Raw genomic sequence first — 975 nt, forward strand, 5'->3', positions numbered from 1 at the left:
GGGTGGACGCGGTGGACGTGGCCAGCGCCGCGATGGCCGGCACCACCTCCCAGCCTCGGCCTCCGCCCTGGTCGCCGCGCTGGAGAACACCGAACGCGACACCGGCCTCTCGCTGGACGCGGTCGCCTCCCTGGAACCGTACTGGGAAGCGGTGCGCGCGATGTACAAGCCGTTCGAGTCCGGGCTGCCGGCCCCGACCGGGCGCGTCTACCAGCACGAGATCCCCGGCGGGCAGCTGTCCAACCTGCGCCAGCAGGCGATCGCCCTGGGCCTGGGGGAGCGCTTCGAGGCGATCGAGTCGATGTACGCCTCGGTCAACGCGATGCTCGGCAACCTGGTGAAGGTCACCCCCTCCTCCAAGGTGGTCGGCGACCTGGCCCTGCAGCTGGTTGGCTCCGGGGTGGCGGCCGACGAGTTCGAGGCCAACCCGCAGAACTACGACATCCCCGACTCGGTGATCCAGTTCCTCTCCGGTGAGCTGGGGGACCTCCGGGCGGCTGGCCCGAACCGTTCCGTACCAAGGCCCTGCAGGGGCGCACCGTGCGCCCGCGCGTGGAGGACCTGGAACCGCAGGACGCCAAGGCGCTGCAGGGCGACTCGGACACCGTGCGCTCGACCCTGAACCGGCTGCTGTTCGCCGGGCCGACCCGCGACTTCGAGGCCAGCGTCGAGAACTACGGCGACCTGTCGGTGCTGCACACCCGCGACTACCTCTACGGGCTGAGCTCCGACGGGGAGCACGTGGTCTCGCTGGGCAAGGGGGTGCGCCTGCTGGTCAAGCTGGTCTCCGTCTCCGAGCCCGATGAGAAGGGCATGCGCACCGTGGTGGTCACCCTCAACGGCCAGCAGCGTCAGCTGCAGGCCCGCGACGAGTCCGTGGAATCCACGGTCAAGACCGCGCCGAAGGCCGACCCGAACAACCGCGCCCACGTCGCCGCCCCGTTCGCCGGGGCGGTCACCGTCGGGGTGCAGGAG

Annotated in this window: 1 pseudogene; it reads left to right on the plus strand. The window is 71.1% G+C overall.

Going from position 1 to position 975, the window contains the following annotated elements:
- Positions 1-975 (plus strand): annotated as a pseudogene (locus JCM19049_RS15440) (pyruvate carboxylase); the annotation flags it as partial.

It is taken from the genome of Arthrobacter sp. JCM 19049 (genome assembly GCF_001310435.1).